This window comes from Hydrogenophaga sp. GW823-FHT04C09 (assembly GCF_058796355.1).
In genome coordinates this window covers 206,502-225,714 of sequence record NZ_JBXAIO010000006.1, presented here as the reverse complement: position 1 = coordinate 225,714, position 19,213 = coordinate 206,502, and the positions used below count along the sequence as shown (strand labels likewise).

Annotated in this window: 18 protein-coding genes; 2 read left to right on the top strand and 16 right to left on the bottom strand. The window is 67.0% G+C overall.

Annotation, left to right across the window (positions count from 1 at the left end; translation table 11 throughout):
* Window positions 1–23: 23 nt before the first annotated feature.
* The 5 genes from AC1Q9M_RS18135 to tolB all read right to left on the bottom strand — a co-directional run bounded on the left by AC1Q9M_RS18135 (window position 24) and on the right by tolB (window position 4,780).
* Complete coding sequence (locus tag AC1Q9M_RS18135) at window positions 24–851, bottom strand: tRNA threonylcarbamoyladenosine dehydratase (RefSeq protein WP_382324979.1); 828 nt, start codon at window positions 849–851, stop codon at window positions 24–26.
* Entirely contained in the window at window positions 848–1,960 is a 1,113-nt protein-coding gene (locus AC1Q9M_RS18130) for a YeeE/YedE family protein (RefSeq protein WP_382324981.1), read from the bottom strand. Before AC1Q9M_RS18130 ends, AC1Q9M_RS18135 begins: the two co-directional genes overlap by 4 nt.
* A gap of 79 nt (window positions 1,961–2,039) precedes the next feature.
* Complete coding sequence (ybgF, locus tag AC1Q9M_RS18125) at window positions 2,040–2,822, bottom strand: tol-pal system protein YbgF (protein ID WP_382157718.1); 783 nt, start codon at window positions 2,820–2,822, stop codon at window positions 2,040–2,042.
* A 5-nt stretch (window positions 2,823–2,827) separates the two neighbouring features.
* The gene (gene pal / locus AC1Q9M_RS18120; protein ID WP_382324985.1) at window positions 2,828–3,409 is read right to left on the bottom strand and encodes a peptidoglycan-associated lipoprotein Pal; all 582 of its coding nucleotides are present in this window, start codon (window positions 3,407–3,409) and stop codon (window positions 2,828–2,830) included.
* 78 nt (window positions 3,410–3,487) lie between these two features.
* On the bottom strand, window positions 3,488–4,780 hold the full coding sequence (tolB, locus tag AC1Q9M_RS18115) for a Tol-Pal system beta propeller repeat protein TolB (protein WP_444686623.1): 1,293 nt from the start codon (window positions 4,778–4,780) through the stop codon (window positions 3,488–3,490).
* A gap of 216 nt (window positions 4,781–4,996) precedes the next feature.
* On the opposite strand from tolB, the gene msbA reads away from it, so the two are divergent.
* Window positions 4,997–6,805, top strand: a complete 1,809-nt coding sequence (msbA, locus tag AC1Q9M_RS18110) for a lipid A export permease/ATP-binding protein MsbA (protein WP_444687478.1) — start codon at window positions 4,997–4,999, stop codon at window positions 6,803–6,805.
* A gap of 104 nt (window positions 6,806–6,909) precedes the next feature.
* Here the strand turns inward: msbA and AC1Q9M_RS18105 are convergent, their stop codons facing one another.
* From AC1Q9M_RS18105 to AC1Q9M_RS18065, 9 genes are read right to left on the bottom strand one after another with little or no spacing between them, the layout of a single operon-like run.
* Entirely contained in the window at window positions 6,910–8,475 is a 1,566-nt protein-coding gene (locus AC1Q9M_RS18105; protein ID WP_492434927.1) for an Rne/Rng family ribonuclease, read from the bottom strand.
* Between the two features lie 28 nt (window positions 8,476–8,503).
* A complete protein-coding gene (locus tag AC1Q9M_RS18100) occupies window positions 8,504–9,121 on the bottom strand; it encodes a Maf family protein (RefSeq protein WP_492434925.1) in 618 nt (205 codons plus the stop codon).
* Entirely contained in the window at window positions 9,118–9,585 is a 468-nt protein-coding gene (gene rlmH / locus AC1Q9M_RS18095) for a 23S rRNA (pseudouridine(1915)-N(3))-methyltransferase RlmH (protein ID WP_291117046.1), read from the bottom strand. The genes AC1Q9M_RS18100 and rlmH overlap by 4 nt, the downstream gene beginning before the upstream one ends.
* Window positions 9,582–10,271 (bottom strand): ribosome silencing factor, encoded by a 690-nt coding sequence (rsfS, locus tag AC1Q9M_RS18090; RefSeq protein WP_444686624.1) that lies wholly within the window; start codon window positions 10,269–10,271, stop codon window positions 9,582–9,584. Before rsfS ends, rlmH begins: the two co-directional genes overlap by 4 nt.
* On the bottom strand, window positions 10,268–10,912 hold the full coding sequence (gene nadD, locus AC1Q9M_RS18085) for a nicotinate (nicotinamide) nucleotide adenylyltransferase (protein ID WP_382157706.1): 645 nt from the start codon (window positions 10,910–10,912) through the stop codon (window positions 10,268–10,270). The genes rsfS and nadD overlap by 4 nt, the downstream gene beginning before the upstream one ends.
* Window positions 10,912–11,829 (bottom strand): oxygen-dependent coproporphyrinogen oxidase, encoded by a 918-nt coding sequence (hemF, locus tag AC1Q9M_RS18080; protein WP_382325624.1) that lies wholly within the window; start codon window positions 11,827–11,829, stop codon window positions 10,912–10,914. Before hemF ends, nadD begins: the two co-directional genes overlap by 1 nt.
* 2 nt (window positions 11,830–11,831) lie before the next feature.
* On the bottom strand, window positions 11,832–12,473 hold the full coding sequence (locus AC1Q9M_RS18075) for a 1-acyl-sn-glycerol-3-phosphate acyltransferase (protein WP_382326610.1): 642 nt from the start codon (window positions 12,471–12,473) through the stop codon (window positions 11,832–11,834).
* On the bottom strand, window positions 12,470–13,744 hold the full coding sequence (purD, locus tag AC1Q9M_RS18070; RefSeq protein WP_382324993.1) for a phosphoribosylamine--glycine ligase: 1,275 nt from the start codon (window positions 13,742–13,744) through the stop codon (window positions 12,470–12,472). The genes AC1Q9M_RS18075 and purD overlap by 4 nt, the downstream gene beginning before the upstream one ends.
* Before the next feature lie 12 nt (window positions 13,745–13,756).
* A complete protein-coding gene (locus tag AC1Q9M_RS18065; RefSeq protein WP_382324995.1) occupies window positions 13,757–14,482 on the bottom strand; it encodes a YebC/PmpR family DNA-binding transcriptional regulator in 726 nt (241 codons plus the stop codon).
* Between the two features lie 91 nt (window positions 14,483–14,573).
* Here AC1Q9M_RS18065 and AC1Q9M_RS18060 point away from each other — a divergent pair, with 91 nt between their 5' ends.
* On the top strand, window positions 14,574–16,124 hold the full coding sequence (locus AC1Q9M_RS18060) for a helicase HerA-like C-terminal domain-containing protein (RefSeq protein WP_492434921.1): 1,551 nt from the start codon (window positions 14,574–14,576) through the stop codon (window positions 16,122–16,124).
* Between the two features lie 67 nt (window positions 16,125–16,191).
* Here the strand turns inward: AC1Q9M_RS18060 and clpA are convergent, their stop codons facing one another.
* Window positions 16,192–18,528, bottom strand: coding sequence for an ATP-dependent Clp protease ATP-binding subunit ClpA (gene clpA, locus AC1Q9M_RS18055; RefSeq protein ID WP_291117064.1), 2,337 nt, complete (start codon window positions 18,526–18,528; stop codon window positions 16,192–16,194).
* Between the two features lie 97 nt (window positions 18,529–18,625).
* Complete coding sequence (gene clpS / locus AC1Q9M_RS18050; RefSeq protein WP_291117066.1) at window positions 18,626–18,985, bottom strand: ATP-dependent Clp protease adapter ClpS; 360 nt, start codon at window positions 18,983–18,985, stop codon at window positions 18,626–18,628.
* Between the last annotated feature and the right edge of the window lie 228 nt (window positions 18,986–19,213).

The following is a 19,213-nucleotide window of genomic DNA, read 5'->3' as shown; positions in this document are numbered from 1 at the left end:
CGACTGCTGCGCCAAGCCTCAAATTATAGCGTGGTTGTTACGGGTCTTTGAAGATGCCGCGTTTTTTTTGCGTCAGCGGCCAGTGTATTCATCACCCAGCCTGCGGCGCACAGGCCAAATGTGGCGGTCACGCTCACGGCCGAACCATAGCCGTGGCAATTGAGCGAGCCATCGTTGTCGTCCAGCCCGCAGGATGCATCCGGCGGTGCCACCGCCTCCCGGCTGAACACGCAGGCCACTCCCATCCGGCCGGTGCGTGAGCCGCCATGTTGCTTGCGCAACCGGTAGCGCAGCTGGGCCAGCAAGGGGTCGTGCGTGGTGTCGGCCAGGTCGGCCACCTCCACGGCCTGGGCCAGGCGTTTGCCCCCCGCAGCGCCCACCGTCACGAAGGGCACACCCTGAGACACCGACCAATCCGCCAGCGTGGTCTTGGCGCGCACCTGGTCGCAGGCATCGATCAGCGCGGACAGTTGCCCCGCGCCCTGAGGCAGTGCCTCCAGCAGGCCGGGCCAGTTGTCCGGTGTCACGAACTCGTCGATCACATCGACCACACAGTCGGGGTGGAAGAGCGCGATGCGTTCGCGCATGGCGTCGGCCTTGGCTTGCCCCAGCGTGGGCTCCAGCGCGTGGATCTGGCGGTTGATGTTGGACTCGGACACGTGGTCCAGGTCGATCAGCGTGAGCCGCCGGACGCCGCTGCGCGCCAGTGCTTCGACCGCCCAGGACCCCACCCCGCCGATGCCGACCACCGCCACATGGGCATCGAAGATGCGCTGCGCGCCTTCAACGCCATACAGGCGCCGAAGCCCGCCGAAGCGGCGTTCGAACACCTCGGGCGTGAGGGCGCTCACTCGCGGTCCAGCAGCCACATCTGGAAGCGGAAACCGCCGATGGCGCCGAGCACGATGCCGGTGACGGCGATCATGCTGAGGAAGCTCAGGGTGGACAGGCCTGACAGACCCTGCCCCACGGTACAGCCCAGGGCGGTCACGCCACCCACCCCCATGCAGGCCGCGCCCGCGATGTGCAATGCGGTGTCCTGCGTGCTGCGAAAGCCTTCCCAGCGGAAGCTGCCTTCGATCAAGGCACAGGCGAGCGAGCCCACGACCACGCCCGCGACGGTGACCACGCCGAAGGTGAGCAACTTGGACGTGTCGCTGAAGAAGATGATCCAGTCCAGCGTGTAGGCCATCGGCGCGGTGAAGGTGAGCGACTCCATGCGCCCCGAGTTGGAGGCCAGGTAGACCGCATCGAGCGTCTCGGGGTGTTCGGCCACGAAGCCCAGGTGGCCGCTGACCCACCACATGGCCACGATCACCAGGCCAATGCCCAGGCCCCCCAGCACATTGTTGAAGCTGCGGAACTCGGTGCCGAGCAGCGCCCACACCACCAGCGCGCCCCCCACCAGCACCGCCAGCAACAGGCCGGCGAGCGCGGGCTCCATGCCCAGCCCGCTGGACACCCACATGGGAATGGCGCCACCGGCAGGGATGTCGAAAGCCACCTTGTCCACCGTGTTGACGCGCAGCACGGCCAGCACCCCCCGCAGGGTCGCGAAGGCGGCAAAACCCATCACGAAGAAGACGACCAGGGACTTCAGGCTGCCCGCGCCAATGCGCACCAGCGTCTTGCTGCCGCATCCCGAGGCCAGCACCATGCCGAAACCGAACAGCGCGCCGCCCACCAGGGCCGAGAGCCAGATGATCCGGCCGGAGGTGTAGATGGATTTGCCCGCGTCGATCCAGCCCAGCCACGCCATGCCGTAGAAGCCGAGCACGGCCACGCCGACGGCCATGCCCCACATGCGCATGCGGGTCCAATCGCCCATGTTGACGATGTCGCTGATCGCGCCCATGGTGCAGAAATGGGTGCGCTGGGCGATGAAGCCAAAGGCCACGGCCACGGCGAAGGCAGCCCAGAGAACCTGGGTCTGCAGTTTGAGAAAGTCGGCAATTTCCATGGCCGCCATTGTAGGAGGCGGCCAACTCCCTCACCCGGCGAAGGCCACGGCACCGCGCTGGTGCCGTGTGCCCTGCGCCTCAGCGCAGGCGCGCGAGGCGTTCGCGGCCAGCCGCGGCGGCTTCCGAGTTCGGATGCGCCTTCACCAGATCCTCGAGCGTCTTGCGCGAGCCCTTGGTGTCCTTGAGTTCGATCTGGCTGTTGGCCATGGCCAGCATGGCTTCGGGCGTGCGCATGTGGGTCGGGAACTCGGTCACCAGGCGGCGGTGGGTGTCCACCGCTTCCTTGTAGGCACGGCTCGCGTACTGCGCGTTGCCCAGCCAGTACAGCACCGAAGGCCGGTAGCCGCTGGCGGGATAGCGCACCAGGAAGGCGTTGTACGCGCTCGCCGCCGGGCCGAACTCGGATTTGCGCAGCAGGTCCATGGCGGCATCGAAGTCGCGCTTTTCGTTGGGTGCGACCGTGAAGCTCTGGCCATCGTGATCGATGCGCAGCGGCTCCACCTTGCGCAAGCGCTCGTCCACGCCCGCCTGCACGTCCTTCTGCTGGCGCTGCAACTCCGACACTTCGCGGGCCAGTTGCTCGTTCTGCCCGCGCATGCGGGCGAGCTCGGCGCGCAACTGCTCGATCTGGTTGGAGAGTTCGAGCAGGCTGCGGCGGGTGGCCGCGTTGCTTTCGCGAGCCTCGGTTTTGGCGGCTTCGTCGGCCTGCTGGTTGGCATCGACCTTCTGGCGCAATTCGATGATGGCCCGGCGGGCTTCATCGTCGCCAAACAGGGCGTGTGCCTGCAGCGGCCACAACGCGGCCGCCGCCAGGGAGCCCGCACCCAGCAGGCTGGAGGCAAAACGCAAGCGGGTCACCATGGGGCTCAACGGTAGGTCAGTTCAACGCGGCGGTTCTTGCTGAACGCCGCTTCGTCAAAACCGGTCTGAGCGGGCTTCTCTTCGCCGAAGCTCACGGCTTCCATCTGGGTCTCGGGCACGCCCAGCAGCGACAGGGCGCGGCGCACGGATTCGGCGCGCTTCTGACCCAGGGCCAGGTTGTACTCACGGCCGCCGCGCTCGTCGGTGTGGCCTTCGAGGTTCACGCGGCGCGTGCGGTTGGCGTTGAGGTAGCGCGCATTGGCTTCCAGCGTGGCGGCCGACTCGGCCTTCACTTCGAAGCTGTCGTAGTCGAAGTAGATCACGCGGCTCAGGGCGTTCGGCTGGGCCGAGTCCGCACCATTGACCGACACGCCCGAAACACCACGCGGATCCACCGCGCCCGATTGGCCCCCCGTGCCACCGGCACCGGCGGCCGAACCCGTGCGGTCTTCCACCGGCACGTTGTCGAGCTTCACGCCGGAGCTGCAGGCCGCCAGGGCTGCCACCAGGCTGATACCGGCGATCAGGCGCAGCCAGCGGCCCGAGGTGCGAGGAAACGAGTTGGCGGAAGTGTTGTTGTTGGACATGGGAAATTCCTTTGGGAGATAGAAAAGAAGCTGGATGGACGATAGCGGACGCGGCTCAGACTCGCTGTGCGCTGCCGCTCATTTGAGGAAGGGGCCCCATTCGGGTTCGCGGATGTCGCCCTGGGCACCAGCCAGCCGGGTCTTGATGCGACCGTCGACGGTGGTGGTCATGAGCGCTTCCTGGCCCTTGTCGCGGGTGGCGTAGATGATCATGCGGCTGTTGGCCGCGAAGCTCGGGCTTTCGTCGCCGCTGGACTCGCTCAGGGCGGTGACGGTGCCACTGCCCAGGTCCATCACGTGCAGACGGAAGGCGCCGTTGATGCGGGAGATGAAGGCGAGCCAGCGGCCGTCCGGGCTCGGCGCGGGCGAGATGTTGTAGTTGCCGGTGAACGTGAGGCGCTGGGCATTGCCGCCCTGCGCACCCATGCGGTAGACCTGCGGGGAGCCGCCCCGGTCGCTCACGAAATAGATGCTCTTGCCATCCGGACTGAACACGGGCTCGGTGTCGATGCTGGCCGACTGGCTCAGGCGCCGGGGCTCACCGCCGTTGGCGTCCATGGTGTAGATCTGGGCGTTGCCCGAGATCGAGAGCGTGGCCACCACCGAGCGGCCGTCGGGCGACCAGGACGGCGCGCTGTTGGAGCCCTTGAAGTTGGCCAGCAGGCGGCGCTTGCCGGTGGCGACGTCGTGCGCGTAGATCACCGGCTTGCGGGCCTCGAACGACACATAGGCCAGTTGGCCGCCTCCAGGCGCCCAGCTCGGCGAGATGATGGGCTCGGGGCTGGTGAGCGCGGCGCGCGCGTTCTCGCCGTCGGCATCGGCCACCCAGAGGTTGTAGCGCTGGCCGGCCTTGGTGACGTAGGCGATGCGGGTGGAGAACACGCCCTTGACGCCGGTGATCTTCTCGAACACATGGTCGGCGATGCGGTGGGCTGCCAGGCGCAGGTCGGTGGCGCCCACGGGGTAGCTCAGGCCGCCGAGGTCCTGCCCGCGCACCACGTCCCAAAGGCGGAAGCGCACGTCGAAGCGGCCGTCGGCCAGGCGGGTGACGCTGCCGGTCAACAGCGAATCCGAACCGCGTTCGCGCCAGGGGCCGAGGTCGGGGCGCGAGGTTTCGTCCAGACCACCGGACACCGGATCGACAAAACGGAACTGGCCGCTGCGCTCCAGGTCGGCGCGCACGATGGCGGCGATGTTTTCGCTGGCCACGTCGTTGCCGCGGAATCCGACCACGGAAAACGGGAACTGCGTCAGGCCCACACCCGCCACTTCCACCCGGAACTGGGCGTGAGCGGACGACAGCGGCCAGGTCAGCAGGGGTAAGGAGGAAACGAGCCCGAGAACGGATCGCCTGGGAAGGGGGGCCTGCATGTCGTGTCGAGTCAAATCCAGCATCCTGTGTGTGTCGCCTGTGCCTTGGGTTGCGGCGCTGAGAATGCGTCGCAGCCAACCAACTGATAATAACGGAGGGCACTGGGCCTTCCGTGACAAGATGTGTGCACGCCGCTGCCTGCCCGGCATGCATCCGATGCTTGATTCCCGTGGCGCCACATTGTTCCGCCGATCTGCAAGATTTCCTGAAGCGACCTGCCCTTGACCGATACCGCCCAACCGCAAAAGCCCCTGGACGGCACCCTCACGCAGCGCCTGTTGCGCCTGTGGCCCTACTTCCGCTCGGCCAAGACCGGCATTGTCCTCGCGGCCGTGGCCACCCTGATCGGGGCGCTGACCGAGCCCCTGATCCCCGCCCTGCTGAAGACCCTGCTGGACCGCGGCTTCGCCCAGGGCAATGTCGAGCTGTGGATGGTGCCGGTGGCGCTGATGGGGCTGTTCGGCATTCGGGGCGTGGCCGGCTTCACCGCCCAGTACGCGCTGTCGTACACGGCCAGCCTGGGCCTGCTGAACCTGCGCCGCGCCATGTTCGTCAAGCTCAACGACGCCCAGATGACCCTGTTTGCACGGCAAAACGCCAGCAAGCTCTCCAACACCCTGGTGTACGAGGTGCAGACCGGCTCGCAGTTGCTGGTGACGGCCTTCCTCACGCTCACCAAGGACAGCCTGGCCGTGGTGGCCCTCATGGGCTACCTGCTCTACCTGAACTGGAAACTCACGCTCATCGTGCTGATGGTCTTTCCAGGTCTGATCCTGATCATGCGGGTGCTCTCGCGCCGCTTCTACAAGCTGACCCGCGACAGCCAGCAGGCCACCGACGAACTGGCGTATGTGGTGGAAGAAAACGTGCTCGCCCACCGCATGGTGCGCCTGCACGGCGCCCAGGCACGGCAGAGCCAGCGGTTCGACCGCCTGAGCATGGCCCTGCGGCGCCTGGCGCTCAAGTCCACCATCTCCTCGGCCGCCATGACCCCCCTGACCCAGCTGCTGGCGTCTGCCGCGCTGTCGGCCGTGATCGCGGTGGCGCTCTGGCAGAGCAGCACCAGCGGCGTGACGGTGGGCAACTTCGTGGCCTTCGTCACCGCGATGCTGATGCTGATCACCCCCATCCGGCACCTCGCCGAGATCGCCGCGCCCATCACGCGCGGGCTGGCCGCGCTCGAACGGGGCCTGGAACTCATCGAGCACACGCCCGAGCAGACCGGTGGCAGGCACGCCGCCGACCGGGTCTCGGGCTCGATTTCGCTGCGCGACGTCTGGGTGCGTTACCCCGCGAAAGACGGCGGCCCCGCCCGTGGGGACGACGACAGCCTGATCGCCCTCAGGGGGGTGTCGCTGGACATCCGGCCCGGCGAGGTGGTGGCCTTCGTGGGCCCCTCGGGTTCGGGCAAGACCACGCTGGTGAACCTGCTGCCGCGCTTCGTCGAAATCGAGCGCGGCGAGGTGCTGCTCGACGGCGTGCCGCTTCCCGAATGGGAGCTGCGCAGCCTGCGCCGCCAGTACGCCATGGTGAGCCAGGACGTGGTGATGCTCAACGACACGCTGGCCGCCAACGTGGCGCTGGGGGCGGCGGACGATCAGATCGATGAAATGCGCGTGCGCGCGGCGCTCGTCTCGGCCAACCTCGGCGAGCTCATCCAGCGCCTGCCCCAGGGCATCCACAGCACCGTGGGCCACAACGCGGCCGAGCTCTCGGGCGGCCAGCGCCAGCGCCTGGCGATCGCCCGCGCGATCTACAAGGACGCGCCCGTACTGATCCTGGACGAAGCCACCTCGGCACTGGACAACGAGTCGGAACGGCTGGTGCAGGACGCCCTGGCCCGCCTCATGAAGGGCCGCACCACCCTGGTGATCGCGCACCGCCTCTCCACCATCGAGCACGCGGACCGCGTGATCGTGCTGGCCGACGGCCGCATCCGGGAACAGGGCTCGCACCGCGAGCTGCTGCAGGCCGACGGGCTGTACGCGCGCCTGCACGCGCAAAGTTTTCGGCCAGAGGTGTAGGCCGGAGAAAGCCCCCCTTCCAGAAACACCGCGGAACCGGCTTTGCCGGGCCGCAGGTGTTGCCCCCTGGGGGGGGTGACGCCGAAGGCGGCGCAGGGGGATTCCTATAGCAGCACGATGTCGTACTGCTCCTGCGTCATCGAGCTCTCGCTCTGCAGGGAGATCGGCTTGCCGATGAAGTCCGACAGGCCCGCCAGGTGGGCACGCTCCTCGTCCAGGAACAGCTCGATCACCTTGGGCGACCCCACCACCCGGAATTCGCGCGGGTTGAAGGCACGCGCCTCGCGCAGGATCTCGCGCAGGATGTCGTAGCAGACGCTGCGCGCCGTCTTCACCGCGCCCCGCCCGCTGCAGGCCTCGCAGGACTCGCTCAGCATGTGGGCCAGGGATTCGCGCGTGCGCTTGCGCGTCATCTCCACCAGGCCGAGCTGAGAAAAGCCCCCCGTCATGGTCTTCACGCGGTCGCGCGCGAGCTGCTTGCGGAACTCCGTGAGGACCGCCTCGCGGTGGTCGTCGCGCACCATGTCGATGAAATCCACGATCACGATGCCGCCCAGGTTGCGCAGGCGCAGCTGGCGCGCGATGGCCTGGGCCGCTTCCAGGTTGGTGCGGAACACGGTGTCGTCGAAATTGCGCGCGCCCACGAAACCACCGGTGTTCACGTCCACCGTGGTCAGGGCCTCGGTCTGGTCGATCACCAGGTAGCCGCCCGACTTCAGGTCCACCCGGCGGCTGAGCGCGCGGGCGATGTCCTCGTCGATGTTGAACAGGTCGAAGATCGGGCGCTCGCCGCTGTAGTGCTGCAGCTTGCCGACGGTGTCGGGCATGAACTCGGCCGCGAAACCCACCAGCAGCCCGTGCTGCTCGCGCGAATCGATGCGAATCGATTGCGTGTCGGCGCCCACCAGGTCGCGCAGCACGCGTTGCATCAGGTTCAGGTCTTCGTGCAGCAAGGTGGCCGGCGGCTGGCGCGTGGCGGCTTCCTTGATGCGCAGCCAGGTCTTGCGCAGGTAGGCGGTGTCGTCCACCAGTTCCTCGTCGGTGGCGTCCTCGGCGTTGGTGCGCAGGATGAAGCCGCCCGCTGGGCTGCCGTCGGTGGTGGCGGTCAACCGCACGAGCCGCTGGCGCAAGGCCTCGCGCTGGGCGGGCGGGATCTTCTGCGACACACCGATGTGGTTGTCCTGCGGCAGGAACACCAGCAGGCGGCCGGCGATGCTGATCTGGGCCGTGAGGCGCGCGCCCTTGGTGCCGATCGGGTCCTTGAGCACCTGCACCATCAGGGCCTGGCCCTCGAAGATCTGGCGCTCGATGGGCAGCACGGGATTGGGCGCGAGCAGCTTGGCGCCGGCATTGACGGGGGGTGCCCCGGCCGCCGCCGGATCCACTTCGCTGGCCGACGGCGTCAGGGGACGTTCGCGCGGCGTGGCGTGTTTGGCCGCGATGTTGGGCATCAGATCGGCCACATGGAGAAAGGCCGCCCGGTCCAGGCCGATGTCGATGAAGGCCGACTGCATGCCGGGCAGCACGCGCGACACCTTGCCCAGGTAGATGTTGCCCACGAGGCCGCGTTCCAGGGTGCGCTCCAGGTGCACCTCCTGCACGGCCCCCTGCTCCACCACGGCCACGCGCGTCTCCTGGGGAGACCAATTGATCAGAATGTCCTGGCTCATGAAGCCCTTCTCCGTGGCGTGTGGTGTCTCAGATCAACCGCACGCCCGCGGCGTGCAGCACCTGCGCTGTCTCGTGCGCAGGCAAGCCCATGATGCCCGAATAACTGCCGCTGATGTGGCTGACCCACAAACCCGCGCGCCCCTGGATGCCGTAGGCGCCGGCCTTGCCCATGGGCTCGCCGGTGGCCACGTAGCGGCGGATCTGCGCGGCGCTCAGCGGTTCGAACGTGACCCGGGACGTGGACAAGGCCGCCCAGGTGCGATCGCCCCGGGCACCCGGCTTGCCCACGGCGACCGCCGTCAACACCCGGTGCTGCCGGCCAGCCAGATCGGCCAGCATGCGGGCGGCCTCGGCTTCATCGGCGGGTTTGCCAAGAATGCGGCGGCCCAGTGCCACGGTGGTGTCCGCGCACAGCACGGGCGCACTCGGCAGGCGGCGGCGCTTCAGACGCGCCAGCGAGGCTTCCAGCTTGAGCGCGGTGACCCGCCGCACATAGGCGGTGGGTGCTTCACCGGGCAGTACGGCTTCCAGCGACTCCACGTCTTCCTCGGCATCGGGCAACAGCAGCTCGCAGCGCACGCCCCACTGTTCCAGCAGCTGCCGGCGGCGCGGGCTCTGGGACGCCAGGTAGATGAAATCGGTCATTCGCGGTGATAGGGATGGTTGGCGTTGACCGACCAGGCCCGGTACAGCTGCTCGATCAGCAGCACCCGCACCATGGCGTGCGGCAGGGTCAGGTCGGACAGTCGGATGCGCTGGTGGGCCGCGGCGCGGAAAGCCGGCTCCAGGCCGTCGGGCCCACCGATCACCAGGGCAACGTCGTCGCCCTCCAGCTGCCACTGCTGCAGTTGTTGCGCCAGGGCCTTGGTGGTGAGCGTGGTGCCGCGTTCATCGAGCGCGACCACGCGGCTGCCACGGGGAATGGCGGCCTCGATGCGCTCGCGCTCGGCCGCGAGCAGCGTCTCCAGGGTCTTGGAGCCGCGCGGCTCGGTCTTGACGGACTTGAGTTCCACCCGCAGCTCGGGTGGAAAGCGTTTGGCGTAATCGTCGTAGGCGGTCTGGGCCCAGTCAGGCACCCGCTGCCCGACCGCGACGATCAGCAGCCTCATGCCTTCTTCTTGGCGGCCGGCTGGCTGGTTTTCCTGGCCGCGGGTTTGGCCACCGACTTGGCGGCGGGTTTCGCGGTCTTCTTGGCCACGGGTTTGCCAACCACCACCTTGGGCAGGGGCGCCTTCTTGGCAGCGGTGGCGCCGCGCTTGGGTGCGGCGGCCTTGCTGGTGCTGGCCGGGCTCTTCTTCGCGGGCGCAGGCGGCGCGGCCTTGGCGGCCGTCTTGCGCACCACCTTCCTGGCCGCAACGGGGGCGGCCTCAGGCGCCTTGGCGGCCTTCTTCTTCGCGGCGGGCTTGGCCGGCGCGGCAGGCTTTTCCGTGCCGTGCTTGAGGCGCACGGGCTTGGCGCCCCAGATCTCTTCCAGGCGGTAGTACTGGCGGATCACGGGCTGCATCACATGCGCCACGGCGGCGCCGCAGTCCACAATGATCCATTCGCCGTTGTCTTCGCCCTCGATGCGCGGCTTGTCGAAACCCGCTTCACGCACGGCATCGCGCACGCTGGCGGCGAGTGCCTTGGTCTGGCGGTTGGACGTGCCGCTGGCCACGATGACCCGCTCGAACAAGGGGGAGAGGTGCTCGGTGTTGAAAACCACGATGTCCTGACCCTTGACGTCCTCGAGCCCATCGACGATGGCCCTCTGGAGTCGCTGGATGTCTTTCTTGGCTGTGGTTTCGCTGGTCATGTAGGAGGCTGGTAGAGGTGGTGTTGTGAAATATAGCGTGCGACGGGCTCGGGCACCAGAACATCCAGCGCGCCGGTGCTCTGCGCGGGTTGGCCCACGCGGGCGCGCACGGCCGTCGCGCTGATGTTCTTCAGGGGCATGTTGAGCAGCTCGAAGGGAAGATCGACGCTGGAGAGGTCGGTTTCGGTGGCCTGGTCCAGGGGGGCGTCGGCACCGATGTTGGTGGCCCGGTTGGCCACGGCCAGCGTGGCCAGATCGAGCACCTCCTGCCAGCGCACCCAGTTCTTGAACGCCAGCAACTGGTCGGCGCCGAGGATCAGGAACAGCTGGGCCTGCGGGTACTCGCGCTTGAGTTCGCGCAAGGTGTCGGCGGTGTAGCTCGGGCCTTCGCGGTGGATTTCGCGCTGGTCCAGCTGCACGTGCGGCAGATCGCCAAAGGCGAGTTCGCACATGGCCACGCGGTCATCGGCGGGCGACAGCACGCGCGACTTGTGCCAGGCATGGCCCGTGGGCAGGATGTGCAGCGCATCGAGGCCAAGTTGGTTGAGCGCGGTTTCGGCCAGCGCACGGTGCGCCCAATGCGGGGGGTCGAACGCCCCACCGAACATGCCCACGCGCCGGGGTGGCGAGGTAGAAGCCATCAGATCCAGTCCTTGCGCACCAGGAACTCCTTGTACAACCGGTCTTCCGGCGTGCCTTTTTTCGTCTTGCGGTTGTAGGCCCAGCTCACCAGCGGCGGCATGGACAGCAGGATCGATTCGGCCCGTCCGCCGGACTGCAGCCCGAAATGCGTGCCCCGATCCCAGACGAGGTTGAACTCCACGTAGCGGCCGCGCCGGTACAGCTGGAAGCTGCGCTCGCGCTCGCCGTAGGGCGTGTTCTTGCGGCGGTCGACGATGGGCAGATAGGCGTCCAGGAAGGCGTCACCCACCGAACTCATCATGGCGAAGCTGCCATCGAAGCCCAACTCGGAGAAATCGTCGAAGAACACCCCGCCGATGCCGCGCTGCTCATCGCGGTGCTTGAGATAGAAATACTCGTCGCACCAGGTCTTGAAGCGCGGGTACTTGTCCACGCCGAAGGGATCGAGCGCGTTTTTCGCCGAGCGATGGAAATGCACCGCGTCCTCTTCAAAACCGTAGTACGGCGTCAGGTCCATCCCGCCGCCGAACCAGCACACGGGCTCGCCACCCTCGGGCGTGGCAGCGATCATGCGCACGTTCATGTGCACCGTGGGCACATAAGGATTGCGCGGGTGGAACACCAGCGAAACACCCATGGCCTCGAAGGGTGCACCGCTCAGCTCGGGCCGGTGCTGCGTGGCCGAAGGTGGCAGGCGGGGCCCGGTGACATGGGAAAAACCGCAGCCCGCGCGCTCGAAGACGGCACCGTCCTCGAGGATCTGCGTGACCCCACTGCCCTGCAGCGGCTCGCCGGCCGGCTTGGTCCAGCGGTCCACCACGAAACTGCCCCCATCGACCAGCGCCACGGTGGAGACGATGCGGTCCTGCAGGTCGGTGAGGTACTCACGCACAAAGGACGTGGGGGTCTGTTGCATGCTCATGCCGGATCGACGGAAAGGGGCCTGGACAAAGGTTGCACGGGGCTGGCGAGTTCGGGATGCAGGCCGCGCACGCTCTCGTACGACGCGGCCATGCGGGCGTAGTCCGCCGCCTCGTCGCCGCTCAGGCGAATGAAGTCGGTGACGTTCACCTGCTTGCGACTGTAATCGAGCTGGATCAGGGCCACGGGCACGTCCGCCCCCACCGCCACCTGGTAGAAGCCGCTGCGCCATCCTGGCGCGCGCCGGCGCGTGCCTTCGGGCGAGAGCGCCAGCCACAGCAGGCGTCCCTCCTGCCGATGCCGGGTCATCAAGGCGACCATCTCCCCCACCACGCCGCGAGGCGACTGGCGATCGAGCGGGATGCCACCCAGCCACCGCATCCAGGCACCCAGCACGGGCACGCGGAACAGCGTGTCCTTGCCCCAGAAGCGCGCCGGCACGCCAATGGCCCACTTGGCCAGCAGCATCACGACGAAGTCCCAGTTGCTGGTGTGGGGATAGACGATGGCCACGCCCTGCAGGCGCGGAAAACCATCAAAGCGCAGCTGCCAACCCAGACGGGACAGCAGCCAGCGCGACAGCGAAGAACCACGAAACCGGACCGCGTGCGGCCCGGGGTAGTCGGCGGAGGGGTTCAAAGTGCGCGGTACCCGATGTCGCGGCGGCACTGCATGCCGTCGAAGTGGATGGCGTCCACCACCTCGTAGGCGCGTTGCCGGGCATCGGCCACGGAGCCCGCCAGCGCCGTCACGCAGAGCACGCGCCCGCCCGACACCTGCACCGCGCCCGGCGCGCCGCTGGTGCCGGCATGGAAGACCATGCGATCGGCTTCGTCGGCCGGCAGGCCGGTGATGGCATCGCCCTTGCGCGGGCTCAGCGGGTAACCGGCGGCGGCCAGCACCACGCCCAGCGCCACACGGGGGTCCCAGTCCAGCGCCACATGATCGAGCTCGCCACGGGTGGCGGACAACAGGACCTGGGCCAGGTTGCTGCGCAGCCGCATCATGATGGGCTGCGTCTCCGGGTCGCCCATGCGGCAGTTGAACTCCAGCGTCTTGACCTGCCCGTCGGGCGTGATCATCAGACCCGCGTAGAGGAAACCTGTGTAGGGAATGCCATCGGCCTTCATGCCCCGCAGCGTGGGCAGGATCACCTCGTTCATGGCGCGCTCGTGCACCGCCGGCGTGACCACCGGTGCGGGGGAGTACGCCCCCATGCCACCGGTGTTGGGGCCCTGGTCGGCGTCCATCAGGCGCTTGTGGTCCTGGCTGGTCGCCAGGGCCAAGGCGTGCTCGCCGTCGCACAGCACGATGAAGCTGGCTTCCTCACCCACGAGGAATTCCTCGATCACGACGCGCGCGCCACCCTCGTTGTGGGCCACGCCCAGGGTGTTGTCGACCAGCATGAAGTCGATCGCCTCGTGCGCCTCGGCCGCCGTCATCGCCACCACCACGCCCTTGCCGGCGGCCAGGCCATCGGCCTTGATCACGATGGGCGCGCCCTCGGTGTCCACGTAGGCGTGCGCCGCAGCCGGATCGGTGAAGGTCTGGTACTTCGCCGTGGGAATGCCATGGCGCTGCATGAAGGCCTTGGAGAACGCCTTGGAGCTCTCTAGCTGCGCGGCGGCCTTGGTGGGGCCGAAGATCGGCATGCCATGGGCGCGGAATTCATCCACCACGCCAGCCGCCAGGGGCGCCTCCGGGCCCACCACCGTGAGGGCGACGCCCTGCCCTTGCGCCCAGGCACGCAGCGCCGCCTTGTCGGTGATATCGAGGTTCGTCAGCGCCGGGTCGCGCGCGGTGCCGGCATTGCCGGGCGCCACGAAAACCTGTTGCACACCTTCGGCCTGGGCCAGCTTCCAGGCCAGCGCATGTTCGCGGCCACCGCCGCCAATCACGAGTACTTTCATCCGGGCCGACCTTTATTCGCCGATTTCGGCGTTGTGGAACACGTCCTGCACGTCGTCCAGGTCCTCCAGCACGTCCAGCAGCTTCTGCATGCGCGCGGCGTCGTCGCCCGTCAGCTCGATGGTGTTTTCGGCCCGCATGGTGACCTCGGCCACCTCGGGCTTGAGGCCAGCGGCCTCCAGCGCGTTGCGGACCGCCTCGAACGTCACCGGCGAGGTCAGCACCTCGATGGCGCCGTCGCCGTCGCTGATCACGTCGTCGGCACCCGCCTCCAGCGCGATTTCCATGACCCTGTCCTCGGAGGTGCCGGGCGCGAACACCAGCTGGCCGCAGTGCTTGAACTGGAACGACACCGAGCCATCGGTGCCCAGGTTGCCGCCGTACTTGCTGAAAGCGTGACGCACCTCGGCCACCGTGCGCACGCGGTTGTCGGTCATGGTGTCGACGATCACGGCCGCACCGCCGATGCCGTAGCCTTCGTAGCGGATTTCTTCCAGGGCCTGGCCTTCCAGGTTGCCCGAGGCCTTGTCCACGTTGTATTTGATGCGGTCGGCCGGCATGTTGGCGGCCTTGGCCTTGTCGATGGCCAGCCGCAGCCGCGGGTTCATCGCCGGGTCCCCGCCGCCCTGGCGGGCCGCCACGGTGATCTCGCGGATCACGCGCGTCCAGATCTTTCCGCGCTTTTCATCCTGGCGACCCTTGCGGTGCTGAATATTTGCCCATTTGCTGTGTCCGGCCACGAAATTGTCCTTTTGCCCGTTCTGGCTTTGATCTAATAAGCCTGCGATTTTACGTTTTCACCCGAACCGCCTTCCCTGAGGAACCCTTGCCATGGCCGAACCGATGCTGATCGCCCAGAACGCCACCACCACCTGCCAGCTGTTGCCCGGGCTCGCGAACCGCCATGGCCTGATCACCGGCGCCACCGGCACGGGCAAGACCGTGACCCTGCAGACGCTGGCCGAGCAGTTCTCGAACATCGGCGTGCCGGTGTTCATGGCCGACGTCAAGGGCGACCTCTCCGGCATCAGCCAGCCGGGCAGCTTCGGCGAGAAGATGAGCGCCATCCTGAAAGACCGGGGCATCACGCCACCCGCCTCCCACGCCTGCCCCACCACGCTGTGGGACGTGTTCGGCGAGCTGGGCCACCCGGTGCGCGCCACCATCAGCGACATGGGTCCGCTGCTGCTCGCGCGCATGCTCAACCTCAACGACACCCAGGCCGGCGTGCTCAACCTGGTGTTCAAGATCGCCGACGACAACGGCCTGCTGCTGCTCGACATGAAAGACCTGCGGGCCATGCTGCAGCACATCGGCGACAACGCCAAGCAGTTCACCACCGAATACGGCAACATCAGCGCCGCCAGCATCGGCGCCATCCAGCGCGGGCTGATGCAGGTGGAGCAGCAAGGGGGCGACAAGTTCTTCGGCGAGCCCATGCTCGACATCACCGACTTCATGCAGACGGTGGACGGCAAGGGCGTGATCAACGTGCTGGCGGCCGACAAGCTGATGAACGCGCCGCGCCTGTACGCCACCTTCCTGCTGTGGATGCTGTCCGAGCTGTTCGAGACCCTGCCCGAGATCGGCGACCCGGACAAGCCCAAGCTGGTCTTCTTCTTCGACGAGGCCCACCTGCTGTTCAACGAAGCACCCAAGGTGCTGATCGAGCGCATCGAGCTCGTGGTGCGGCTGGTGCGCTCCAAGGGTGTGGGGGTCTATTTCGTCACACAGAACCCGCTGGACATCCCCGACAGCGTGCTCGGCCAGCTGGGCAACCGCGTGCAGCACGCGCTGCGCGCCTTCACGCCCCGCGACCAGAAGGCCGTGAAATCCACCGCCCAGACGATGCGCCCCAAGGCGGGGCTGGACATCGAAGCCGCGATCACTGAGCTGGCCGTGGGCGAAGCCCTGGTCAGCCTGCTCGACCCCAAGGGCCGCCCGACCGAGACCGAGCGCGTCTTCGTGGTGCCGCCAGGCAGCCAGCTGGGCCCCATCACCGACACCCAGCGCCAGCAACTGCGCCAGAACTCGCTGGTGGCGGGCGTGTACGAAAAGGTGGTGGACCGCGAAAGCGCCTACGAGATGTTTGCCAACCACGCCGGAAAACGCGGCGCGGAGGAACCCACCGAAGCGTCCTCGGCCGCGAAGACGCCCCGCATTCCGGGCGCGGACAAGCAGCAGGCACCGGCCGAGAGCGGCGGCTTCGGCAACATGGTCAACGAAGCGCTGTTCGGCCGCACCGGCCCCCGTGGCGGGCAATACGACGGCCTGGTGCAGACGATGGCCAAAACCGCGGCCCGCAGCGTGGCCAGTGGCCTGGGCCGCCAGATCGTGCGCGGCATGCTCGGGGGCCTGCTGGGCGGCAGCAAGAAGCGCTGATCCGGCGATCGCCCAAGAAAAAAGGCCCGGTCATACCGGGCCTTTTTCATTCAGACGTCGACGGAACTCAGCCCGCCGTGGCTTCCTCGGGCTTGGCCTTGCCTTCCTTCTTCGACAAAGGCTGGATGTCGAGCATGACTTCCTGCGTTTCCTTGCCCGCTTCGTCCTGCTTGGTCTCGATGTCCACCGTCAGGCGCCCACCTTCGGTGAGGCGACCGAACAGCAGTTCGTCGGCCAGGGCACGGCGGATCGTGTCCTGAATCAGGCGCTGCATCGGGCGCGCGCCCATCAGCGGGTCGAAGCCCTTCTTCGCCAGGTGCTTGCGCAGCCCGTCGGTGAACGTGACCTCGACCTTCTTCTCGGCCAGTTGCGTTTCCAGCTGGAGCAGGAACTTGTCGACCACGCGCATGATGATGTTCTCATCCAGCGCCTTGAAGCTGACGGTCGCATCCAGGCGGTTGCGGAACTCAGGCGTGAACAGGCGCTTGATGTCGGCCATCTCGTCGCCCGCTTCGCGCGGGTTCGTGAAGCCGATGGTCGCCTTGTTCATGGTCTCGGCACCCGCGTTCGTCGTCATGATGATGATGACGTTGCGGAAGTCGGCCTTGCGCCCGTTGTTGTCGGTCAGGGTGCCGTGGTCCATCACCTGCAGCAACACGTTGAAGATGTCCGGGTGCGCCTTCTCGATCTCGTCGAGCAGCAGCACGCAGTGCGGCTTCTTGGTGATGGCCTCGGTCAGCAGGCCACCCTGGTCGAAGCCCACATAGCCCGGAGGCGCGCCGATCAGGCGGCTCACGGCATGGCGCTCCATGTACTCCGACATGTCGAAGCGGATCAGGTCGATGCCCATGATGTAGGCCAGCTGCTTGGCGGCTTCGGTCTTGCCGACGCCGGTGGGGCCGCTGAACAGGAAGGCACCAATCGGCTTGTCCGCCTTGCCCAGGCCCGAACGCGCCATCTTGACCGACGATGCCAGCACTTCCAGTGCCTTGTCCTGGCCGAACACCACGCTCTTGAGGTCGCGCTCCAGCGTCTGCAGCTTGCTGCGGTCGTCGTTGGACACGTTCGCCGGGGGAATGCGGGCGATCTTGGCCACGATTTCCTCGACCTCGGCCTTGCTGATGGTCTTCTTGCGCTTGGACACCGGCAGGATGCGCTGGGCGGCGCCGGCCTCGTCGATCACGTCGATGGCCTTGTCGGGCAGGTGGCGGTCGTTGATGTACTTCGCGCTGAGCTCGGCGGCGGCCTGCAGGGCGGCCACGGCGTATTTCACGCCATGGTGCTCTTCAAAGCGCGACTTCAGCCCCTTGAGGATGTCCACCGTCTCGGCCACCGTCGGCTCGACCACGTCCACCTTCTGGAAACGGCGCGACAAGGCCGCGTCTTTTTCGAAGATGCCGCGGTACTCGCTGAAGGTGGTGGCGCCGATGCACTTGAGCTGGCCGCTGGAGAGCGCCGGCTTGAGCAGGTTGGACGCGTCCAGCGTGCCACCCGAGGCGGCACCCGCACCGATCAGCGTGTGGATCTCGTCGATGAACAGGATGGCGTTGGGCTTGTCCTTGAGCGACTTGAGCACGCCCTTGAGGCGTTGTTCGAAATCACCGCGGTACTTGGTACCGGCCAGCAAAGCGCCCATGTCGAGCGAGTAGACGGCCGACTCGGCGAGGATCTCGGGCACGTCGCCCTGGGTGATGCGCCAAGCCAGGCCCTCGGCGATGGCGGTCTTGCCCACACCGGCTTCACCCACCAGCAGCGGGTTGTTCTTGCGGCGGCGGCACAGGATCTGGATCACGCGCTCGACCTCGTACTCGCGGCCGATCAGCGGATCGATCTTGCCGTCCTTGGCCATCTGGTTCAGGTTCTGGGTGAACTGCTCCAGGGGCGAGGCTTTCTCATTCCCCTTGGCTTCGCTGGCTTCCTCGTTCTCGGCCGCGCTTTCGCCCGACTTGGTGGGCTCCGGCGGGTCGCTCTTGCGGATGCCGTGGGCGATGAAGTTCACCACATCCAGGCGCGTCACACCCTGCTGGTGCAGGTAGTACACGGCATGCGAGTCCTTCTCGCCAAAGATCGCCACCAGCACGTTGGCGCCGGTGACTTCCTTCTTGCCGTTGCCGGTGGACTGCACGTGCATGATGGCGCGCTGGATGACGCGCTGGAAGCCCAGCGTGGGCTGGGTGTCCACCTCGTCGGTGCCGGCCACCTGCGGGGTGTTGTCCTTGATGAAGTTCGTCAAGGATTTGCGAAGGTCGTCGATGTTGGCCGAGCAGGCGCGCAACACCTCGGCGGCGCTGGGGTTGTCCAGCAGCGCGAGCAACAGGTGCTCCACCGTGATGAATTCGTGCCGCTGCTGCCGGGCCTCGACAAAGGCCATATGCAAGCTGACTTCAAGTTCCTGGGCAATCATTGGGCACGTCCTTTGGGCTGGGTGATCGAAGAGGCAATCGTCTGGTTCAAAAAGGTCAAAAGGGGCTGACTAGGGCTCAGATGGGGTGGATTCGGATTTATTCAACCGGTTCACTCAGACATTGCAATGGATGCCCCGCCGCCCGGGCGGCCTGGAGCACCTGATCCACTTTGGTGCTGGCGACATCGCGCGAATACACGCCGCAGATGCCTTTTCCTTCCAGATGGATCTTGAGCATGATCTGGGTGGCGGTCTCCCGGTCCTTGCTGAAAAACTCCTGGATGACATGCACCACGAATTCCATTGGCGTGAAATCGTCGTTGAGCAGCACCACCTGGAACATCTGGGGGGGTTGGGTGCGTTGCGCGCGCCGCTCCAGCACCACCGAGTCGTCGCTGCCCGTGCTGGGGGGCGAGACAACAGGGTTGGGCGGTTTCTTGGGGTTCTGGGTGGCCATGAAAATGATTCTAGCGGTGCGCATTGCACCGCCGCATCGTGCGGGAATACAACAGCCTCCCGACGGCCCGAAACAGCATTGCCTTCGGGTCGGCGGGGGGAGTGGCAACCTGCATCAGCCATGCCTCATTGTGAAGCGAAAGCTGGCTTGAAAACCACCGAGTTGGGCGGCATTCGTGCGCTTCTTCCCACCGCACGCCCGGGCGGGGGAATGGATTTGGCCAACCAG